We start from the raw sequence: 8,787 nt of genomic DNA, 5'->3' as shown, positions 1-8,787 counted from the left end.
CGTCAGCTTCATCTACAACCTCAAAGCAGTGCTTTGAGCAACCTACGGCTAGCTTCCTAGTTTGCTCTTTGATTCTCATTGAGTATCAGTATAGGTTATAAGAATAAGTCTTGTAGGGTTTTGGCAACACCGTCTTGGTCATTGGTCAGAGAAATTTGCTCATCTGCATAAGGGAGTAGCTCTGGATTGGCATTTTTCATGGCATAACCCTTCCCAGCAAAAGCGAGCATTTCGGTATCATTGTATTCATCTCCAAAGGCAATCAAATCTTTTTTGTCGCGATTCATTATCTTGAGCAAGTAGTCCAAAGCAAAGGCCTTGTTGACACCTTTTGGGGTACATTCAAGGATATTGAGCGGACCTCCCCAGGTATTGATAGAAAGTTGATGCTGGTAGAAGGCGTTCATGTCTTTTGCCAAGGCATATTTGTCACTGGCTCTGGTCTGCAAGAGGATACAGTTAGGGTCCTTGGTCACCAATTCAGGCTGGAATTGATCTTCAGGCTGGAAAGCTTCTACACCAAATAGTTTGGGATTGGCAATTTCTTCATTGAGATTTGTAATGTAGAATTTTTTACGATATTCTCCAGCGATAAAATCGGCTTGAATGTCCTCTGAACGTTGAACCATATCTAGCAGATATTTTTTGTTTACAGTCAAACACTTTTCAAAATCCCAAACTTGGTCTGGTAAATGAGTAAGGGATCCGTTGAAGTTAATCATAGGAGTGTCTAAGCCCAGTTCACGGTAAAAATCTTTTGACATACGGTAAGGGCGACCTGTCGTAATAATAACCTGATGGCCTTTTTCAGCAACTTTTTTGATGGTTTTTTTGGTAAAGTCAGAAATTTGACTGTCTGAGTTGAGCAGGGTTCCATCCAGGTCAACTGCAATAATTTTTTTCGTCATATGGACCTTTCTAGTGTGTTTTCAGATAAGATGTCTTCTATTATAACAGAAAGCAGGCAGAAAAGCAGATTCCAAACAAAAAATGAAATTGGATTAATTTCTTAAACAAATCAAACAAAGACATTGAAAAAGTGAATGATAAATGATATAATTCTATTATTGTTCGTAAAAATTAAAAGGAGATTGATGATGGACAAATTATTTAAACTAAAAGAGAACGGTACAGACGTTCGTACAGAGGTTCTCGCTGGTTTAACAACTTTCTTTGCAATGAGCTATATTCTCTTTGTAAACCCACAAATGCTTTCACAAACAGGAATGCCTGCTCAGGGCGTCTTCCTAGCGACGATTATTGGTGCAGTAGCGGGTACCTTGATGATGGCTTTTTATGCTAACTTACCTTATGCCCAAGCACCAGGTATGGGACTCAATGCCTTCTTTACCTTTACAGTTGTATTCGGGCTTGGTTATTCTTGGCAAGAAGCCCTAGCTATGGTCTTCATCTGTGGGATTATTTCATTGATTATTACCTTGACAAATGTTCGTAAAATGATCATTGAATCGATTCCAAATGCCCTTCGCTCAGCTATTTCAGCTGGTATCGGTGTCTTTCTTGCCTATGTAGGGATTAAGAATGCTGGACTTTTGAAATTTACGATTGATCCAGGCAACTATACTGTTGTAGGAGAAGGGGTTGACAAAGCTCAAGCAACGATTGCAGCAAACTCTTTAGCAGTTCCAGGATTGGTCAGCTTTAATAATTCAGCTGTTTTAGTGGCTCTTGCAGGACTTGCCATTACTATCTTCTTTGTCATCAAAGGGATTAAAGGGGGAATTATCCTCTCTATCTTGACAACAACTGTTCTTGCTATTGCAGTTGGTTTGGTAGATTTGTCAAGCATCGATTTTGCTAATAACCATGTTGGTGCAGCCTTTGAAGATTTGAAGACAGTCTTTGGTGCAGCTCTCGGTTCAGAAGGTTTGGGAGCTTTGGTTTCAGATACAGCTCGCTTGCCTGAAACTCTGATGGCCATTCTTGCCTTCTCATTGACAGATATTTTTGATACAATTGGTACCTTGATCGGTACAGGTGAAAAAGTTGGTATCGTAGCGACAAATGGTGAAAATCACCAATCAGCCAAATTGGACAAGGCTCTTTACTCTGATTTGATTGGAACGACAGTCGGTGCCATCGCAGGTACTTCAAACGTAACGACTTATGTTGAGTCTGCTGCTGGTATTGGTGCAGGTGGACGTACTGGTTTGACAGCCTTGGTCGTGGCAATCTGTTTTGTGATCTCAAGCTTCTTTAGCCCACTTCTAGCGATTGTACCAACAGCCGCTACAGCTCCAATCTTGATTATCGTTGGGATTATGATGTTGGCTAGCTTGAAAAATATCCATTGGGACGACATGGCTGAAGCAGTTCCTGCTTTCTTCACATCTATCTTTATGGGATTCAGCTACTCTATCACTCAAGGGATTGCAGTTGGTTTCTTGACTTACACTTTGACTAAGCTTGTCAAAGGTCAAGTTAAAGATGTTCATGTCATGATTTGGATTTTGGATGCCTTATTTATCCTGAACTACATCAGCATGGCCTTATAATAGAATAACCCCGGGGGATTTTCCCCCTTTTTTAATATAAAGGAGATGAATGATGGAAGAGAAAAGTATGTGGAAAGAATTATTGAATCGTGCAGGCTGGCTGTTAATCTTTTTACTGGCGACAATTTTATATCAGATTCCTATAGGGGTTACTGCTATTTTAACTTTAAATGCAGTACCACTGTTACAGTCAGGACTGATAGTTGCTGGTATTTCGATTGTAGTGTTGTCACTATTTATTTTTGGAGCTCGTAAAACGCAATTAGCAAGTTTTAATTTTTCTTTTTTTAGAGCTAAGGATTTGGCACGTTTGGGATTAAGTTATTTAGTCATTATCTGTTTAAATATACTTGGTTCTATCTTGTTGCAACTGTCAAATGAGACTGTGACAAGTAATCAGTCCAAGGTTAACGATATGGTTCAAAATAGTTCTCTGATTTCCAGTTTCTTCTTGCTAGCCTTGCTTGCTCCGATTTGTGAGGAAATCTTGTGCCGTGGGATTGTCCCTAAAAAGATTTTCATAGGCAAGGAGAATTTAGGATTTGTAGTCGGTACGATTGTGTTTGCTTTATTGCATCAACCAAGTAATCTACCTTCTCTTCTTATCTATGGAGGAATGTCAACTGTGCTAACTTGGACAGTTTATAAAACCCAACGTTTGGAAATGTCGATCTTACTTCACATGATTGTGAATGGAGTTGCTTTCTGTTTGTTGGCTCTTGTGGTGATCATGAGTCGGACATTAGGGATTTCTGTTTAAGATTTTTGACAATTGCTTACTTGTTTCTACTGGGAAAAAGATGAATGCAATCGTGTCCATCTTTTTCTTTTTATGGTAAAATAGAGAAATAATATGGTGAAAAGCCTTGAGGGAGTGACCGATATGTCAAGTAAAGCCAATCATGCAAAGACAGCTATTTGCGGAATTATCAATGTAACCCCAGATTCCTTTTCGGATGGTGGTCAATTTTTTGCGCTTGAGCAGGCACTCCAGCAGGCTCGTAAATTGATAGCAGAAGGGGCTAGTATGCTAGATATCGGCGGAGAATCAACTCGGCCGGGAAGTAGCTATGTTGAGATAGAAGAGGAAATCCAGCGTGTTGTTCCAGTGATCAAAGCGATTCGCAAGGAAAGTGATGTTCTCATCTCTATTGATACTTGGAAGAGTCAAGTAGCAGAAGCTGCTTTGGCTGCTGGTGTCAATCTAGTCAATGATATCACTGGTCTAATGGGTGATGAAAAAATGGCGGATGTGGTTGCTAAGGCTGGAGCGAAAGTAGTCATTATGTTTAATCCAGTTATGACTCGACCTCAGCACCCTAGCTCGCTCATCTTCCCTCATTTTGGTTTTGGTCAAGCTTTTACAGAGGAAGAGTTAGCTGACTTTGAAACATTGCCAATCGAAGACTTGATGGTGGCTTTCTTTGAACGAGCACTAGCGAGAGCGGCAGAAGCTGGTATTGCACCAGAAAATATCCTGTTGGATCCAGGAATTGGCTTTGGTCTGACCAAGAAAGAAAATCTGCTTCTTTTACGGGACCTGGATAAACTACATCAGAAAGGCTATCCAATCTTTCTCGGAGTTTCGCGCAAGCGATTTGTCATCAATATCCTAGAGGAGAATGGTTTTGAAGTCAATCCTGAGACAGAGCTTGGTTTCCGCAATCGGGACACGGCTTCGGCTCATGTAACCAGTATCGCTGCGAGACAGGGTGTAGAAGTGGTGCGCGTGCATGACGTAGCTAGTCACAGGATGGCAGTTGAAATTGCCTCTACTATTCGTCTGGCTGATGAAGCGGAAAATTTAGATTTAAAACAATATAAATAAGATGAAAGAATTTGAAAACAATCAGTGGATTGCCCACTATCGGACGGATCAACCGCATTTTGGCTTGGAACGCATGGTGGAACTGTTAGCTTTGCGTGGCAATCCCCATCTCAAACTCAAGGTCATCCATGTCGGAGGAACCAATGGCAAGGGCTCGACCATTGCTTTTTTGAAAAATATGCTAGAAAAGATGGGGATGAGAGTTGGCGTGTTTAGTTCGCCCTATCTCATTCATTATACAGACCAGATTAGCATCAATGGGGAATCCATTCCAGAGGCTAGGCTAGAAGCCCTCATGGCAGACTATCAGTCTTTGCTGGAGGGAGAAGCGGTCGCCAATTTACAGGGCACAACCGAGTTTGAGATTATCACAGCCCTGGCCTATGACTACTTTGCCGCAGAGCAAGTAGATGTGGCCATCATGGAAGTGGGCATGGGAGGACTTTTGGATAGTACCAATGTCTGCCAGCCTATTTTGACAGGAATTACAACTATTGGCTTGGATCATGTGGCCCTACTTGGTGACACCTTGGAGGTCATAGCAGAGCAGAAGGCAGGCATTATCAAACAAGGAACTCCCTTGGTGACAGGTCGTATCGCTCCAGAAGCCTTGGCTGTGATTGACCGCATTGCGGAAGGGAAAGATGCGCCGAGACTTGCCTACGGGGCAAATTATCATGTTAGTCACCAAGAGAGTGTGGTGACAGGCGAGGTCTTTGACTATACTAGCTCTCTCAGACAAGGTCGCTTCCAGACTGGCCTGCTTGGTTTGCACCAGATAGAGAATGCTGGGATGGCCATAGCTTTACTTGATAATTTTTGTCAAGAAGATGGTCGAGAACTAGCAAGCAATGACCGGCTTGGTCAAGCCTTGGAAGAAACAAGTTGGCCGGGGCGTTTGGAAATCGTGTCAGGAGCTCCCTTGATGATTTTGGATGGAGCCCACAATCCCCATGCTATCAAGGCTTTAATAGCAACCTTGCAAGAACGCTTTGCGGATTATCGTAAGGAAATCCTTTTTACTTGCATCAAAACCAAGGCCTTGGAGGATATGTTGGACTTGCTGGGGGGCATGCCAGATACCGAGCTTACCCTGACACATTTTGACGATAGTCGGGCGACTGATGAAAGCGTGCTGGAAGAGGCAGCTAAGTCTAGAAATCTCAGCTACCAAGGTTGGCAGGATTTTCTAGAGCAGAAATTGACAGATAAAAAAGAAGAGAAACAAACAGTTAGGATTGTCACGGGTTCCTTGTATTTCTTGAGCCAAATGAGAGCCTATCTGATGGAGAGGAAGAATGAGAATGGATACACAAAAGATTGAAGCAGCTGTAAAAATGATTATCGAGGCTGTCGGAGAGGACGTTAATCGCGAGGGCTTGCAGGAAACACCTGCTCGTGTAGCCCGTATGTACCAAGAGATTTTTTCAGGTCTTGGTCAAACAGCGGAGGAACATTTGTCAAAATCCTTTGAGATTATTGACGATAATATGGTGGTAGAAAAGGATATTTTTTTCCATACCATGTGTGAACACCACTTCTTGCCATTTTATGGTAGAGCGCATATTGCCTATATTCCAGATGGCCGTGTGGCAGGTTTGTCTAAGCTAGCTCGTACGGTTGAAGTTTATTCTAAAAAGCCACAAATTCAAGAACGGTTGAATATCGAAGTGGCTGATGCCTTGATGGAGTATCTAGGCGCTAAAGGAGCCTTTGTTGTCATTGAGGCGGAACATATGTGTATGAGCATGCGTGGTGTCAGAAAACCGGGCACTGCCACCTTGACGACAGTAGCTCGTGGTCTATTTGAAACAGATAAGGACCTCCGAGATCAGGCTTATCGTTTAATGGGACTATAATACTCTTCGAAAATCAAATTCAAACTACGTCAGCTTCCATCTGCANNTGCGGCTAGCTTCCTAGTTTGCACTTTGATTTTCATTGAGTATAAAAAGAATCCGCTTTGGGCGGATTTTTCTAGAAAGGAATCATTATGGATCAACTGCAGATTAAGGATTTGGAAATTTTTGCCTATCATGGTCTTTTTCCGAGTGAGAAAGAATTGGGGCAGAAGTTTGTTATTTCCGCAATCCTATCCTATGATATGACCAAGGCGGCGACAGATTTGGATTTAACAGCCTCTGTCCATTATGGAGAACTGTGTCAGCAGTGGACGACATGGTTTCAGGAAACAACTGAGGACTTGATTGAAACGGTAGCCTACAAACTGGTGGGACGTACCTTTGAGGCCTATCCTCTTGTCCAAGAAATAAAGCTGGAACTAAAAAAACCTTGGGCGCCAGTGCATTTGCCACTAGATACTTGCTCGGTAACCATTCATCGCCGCAAGCAACGAGCCTTTATCGCCCTAGGAAGCAATATGGGGGATAAGCAAGCAAACTTAGAGCAAGCCGTTGACAAACTGCGAGCTCGAGGTATCCATATTCTCAAAGAGTCCAGTGTCTTAGCGACGGAGCCTTGGGGTGGAGTGGAGCAGGATAGCTTTGATAATCAAGTGGTTGAAGTAGAAACATGGTTGCCTGCTCCAGTGCTATTAGAGATCTTGTTAGCCATTGAGTCAGAGATGGGACGGGTGAGAGAAGTACATTGGGGGCCTCGTTTGATTGATTTGGACTTGCTCTTTGTGGAGGACCAGGTCATTTACACAGATGAGCTTATCTTGCCCCATCCTTACATAGCAGAACGCCTTTTTGTTCTTGAGTCTCTACAAGAAATTGCGCCTCATTTTATCCATCCGACATTAAAGCAACCGATCCGCAACTTGTATAATGCTTTGAAACAATAGAAAAAACTCTAGTTTTCAGTCGTTTGTAACTGAAGGCTAGAGTTTTTATACTCTTCGAAAATCTCTTCAAACTACGTCAGCGTCGCCTTACCGTACTCAAGTACAGATTGCGGCTAGCTTCCTAGTNNTTTTCATTGAGTATTAAAATAGGTCATTTTCTTCTGGGAGTAGGATAGTTTCTCTACCGTCCATGTCTAAAACCAAGACTCTGGGGGGATAAAGAGGGTCAAAGGGATGGTTAAAATCAAAATCAATGGCTGTAGGGAGGTGTTGACTTGAGAAGTGGAAGGTAATTTTTCCTTGGTTATTGAGCAATTGAAACTCGAGTTCTTCTTCCAATTCAAAGACATTTTTTAAGAAGTGGTCAATAATATACCAAAAAGAGTCAATGATGTCATCAGGCAAGCTGGTAACAATGCCAAAACTAGCAGACCGCATGTGGGTATTGGTAAAAGCCATATCTCTGTCCCCTTTCTTTTCCCTTATCATACAGCAAATAGGATTAAAAATCAAGAAAAGGTGATTTTTTGAAAAGGATTTTAGCTACAGGGAAAAATTCCCAAAAATCTACCGAAGTTAATAGGTAAATTCCCAAATTAACTTGATTATATAACTTTCAGTTACTTTGAGAAGTTACCGAAAAATATTTTTCATATCTATTGACTTTTAGGGGTGAAATTTGGTATGATAGTAGGCGGTATTGTTTACCCCATTTGAAAGGCCCCGGAACCTTCCAAATACTTTTCGATGGGAAGGAACACCCATCATCGTAAACAAAAATCGAACTATATATAGGAGAAATCATGAACAAAACAACATTTATGGCTAAACCAGGCCAGGTTGAACGTAAATGGTACGTAGTTGACGCAACTGATGTACCACTTGGACGTCTTTCTGCAGTAGTTGCTAGCGTACTTCGCGGAAAAAACAAACCAACATTTACACCACACACTGATACAGGTGACTTTGTGATTGTTATCAATGCTGAAAAAGTTAAATTGACTGGTAAAAAAGCAACTGATAAAATCTACTACACTCACTCAAACCACCCAGGTGGATTGAAACAAATCTCTGCAGGTGAACTTCGTTCTAAAAATGCAGTACGTTTGATCGAGAAATCAGTTAAAGGTATGCTTCCACACAATACTCTTGGACGCGCTCAAGGTATGAAGTTGAAAGTATTTGTTGGAGCTGAGCACACTCACGTTGCACAACAACCAGAAGTTCTTGACATTTCAGGACTTATCTAAGGAAAGGAACAATAAAGTATGTCACAAGCACAATATGCAGGTACTGGACGTCGTAAAAACGCTGTTGCACGCGTTCGCCTTGTTCCAGGAACTGGTAAAATCACTGTTAACAAAAAAGATGTTGAAGAGTACATCCCACACGCTGACCTTCGTCTTGTCATCAACCAACCATTCGCAGTTACTTCAACTGTAGGTTCATACGACGTTTTCGTTAACGTTGTAGGTGGTGGATACGCTGGTCAATCAGGAGCTATCCGTCACGGTATCGCTCGTGCCCTTCTTCAAGTAGACCCTGACTTCCGCGATTCATTGAAACGCGCAGGACTTCTTACACGTGACTCACGTAAAGTTGAACGTAAGAAACCAGGTCTTAAGAAAGCTCGTAAA

Annotated in this window: 10 protein-coding genes; 8 read left to right on the top strand and 2 right to left on the bottom strand. The window is 42.0% G+C overall.

Annotated features, from left to right (window positions below; all coding sequences use genetic code 11):
* Positions 1-95 precede the first annotated feature (95 nt).
* Positions 96-908 (bottom strand): Cof-type HAD-IIB family hydrolase, encoded by an 813-nt coding sequence (locus HT715_RS11220; protein WP_023939141.1) that lies wholly within the window; start codon positions 906-908, stop codon positions 96-98.
* Between the two features lie 189 nt (positions 909-1,097).
* Between HT715_RS11220 and HT715_RS11215 the strand changes: the two genes are divergently transcribed.
* The 6 genes from HT715_RS11215 (at position 1,098) to folB (ending at position 7,150) form a co-directional block, all read left to right on the top strand.
* On the top strand, positions 1,098-2,516 hold the full coding sequence (locus HT715_RS11215; protein ID WP_054388277.1) for an NCS2 family permease: 1,419 nt from the start codon (positions 1,098-1,100) through the stop codon (positions 2,514-2,516).
* Between the two features lie 52 nt (positions 2,517-2,568).
* Entirely contained in the window at positions 2,569-3,276 is a 708-nt protein-coding gene (locus tag HT715_RS11210; protein WP_054388279.1) for a CPBP family intramembrane glutamic endopeptidase, read from the top strand.
* Between the two features lie 93 nt (positions 3,277-3,369).
* Positions 3,370-4,344, top strand: coding sequence for a dihydropteroate synthase (gene folP, locus HT715_RS11205; RefSeq protein ID WP_171043162.1), 975 nt, complete (start codon positions 3,370-3,372; stop codon positions 4,342-4,344).
* Between the two features lies 1 nt (position 4,345).
* Complete coding sequence (locus tag HT715_RS11200; RefSeq protein WP_172922964.1) at positions 4,346-5,668, top strand: folylpolyglutamate synthase/dihydrofolate synthase family protein; 1,323 nt, start codon at positions 4,346-4,348, stop codon at positions 5,666-5,668.
* Positions 5,649-6,203: a GTP cyclohydrolase I FolE gene (gene folE, locus HT715_RS11195; RefSeq protein ID WP_061827444.1), complete on the top strand. Its 555-nt coding sequence runs from the start codon at positions 5,649-5,651 to the stop codon at positions 6,201-6,203. The genes HT715_RS11200 and folE overlap by 20 nt, the downstream gene beginning before the upstream one ends.
* A 134-nt stretch (positions 6,204-6,337) precedes the next feature.
* A complete protein-coding gene (folB, locus tag HT715_RS11190) occupies positions 6,338-7,150 on the top strand; it encodes a dihydroneopterin aldolase (RefSeq protein ID WP_119943181.1) in 813 nt (270 codons plus the stop codon).
* 141 nt (positions 7,151-7,291) lie between these two features.
* On the opposite strand, the gene HT715_RS11185 is transcribed toward folB, so the two are convergent.
* Complete coding sequence (locus tag HT715_RS11185) at positions 7,292-7,609, bottom strand: DUF960 domain-containing protein (RefSeq protein ID WP_000886027.1); 318 nt, start codon at positions 7,607-7,609, stop codon at positions 7,292-7,294.
* A gap of 344 nt (positions 7,610-7,953) precedes the next feature.
* On the opposite strand from HT715_RS11185, the gene rplM reads away from it, so the two are divergent.
* Entirely contained in the window at positions 7,954-8,400 is a 447-nt protein-coding gene (gene rplM / locus HT715_RS11180) for a 50S ribosomal protein L13 (RefSeq protein WP_016397194.1), read from the top strand.
* Positions 8,401-8,418: 18 nt separating this feature from the next.
* Positions 8,419-8,787, top strand: a 369-nt coding sequence (rpsI, locus tag HT715_RS11175; RefSeq protein WP_061472921.1) for a 30S ribosomal protein S9, incomplete at its 3' end; no start/stop codon positions are given.

Origin of the sequence: Streptococcus sp. 4155 (assembly GCF_013276695.1) — a bacterium.
Lineage (GTDB): Bacteria > Bacillota > Bacilli > Lactobacillales > Streptococcaceae > Streptococcus > Streptococcus pseudopneumoniae.
The sequence above is the reverse complement of the archived record's forward strand: the minus strand, read 5'-3'. Positions and strand labels throughout refer to the sequence as shown.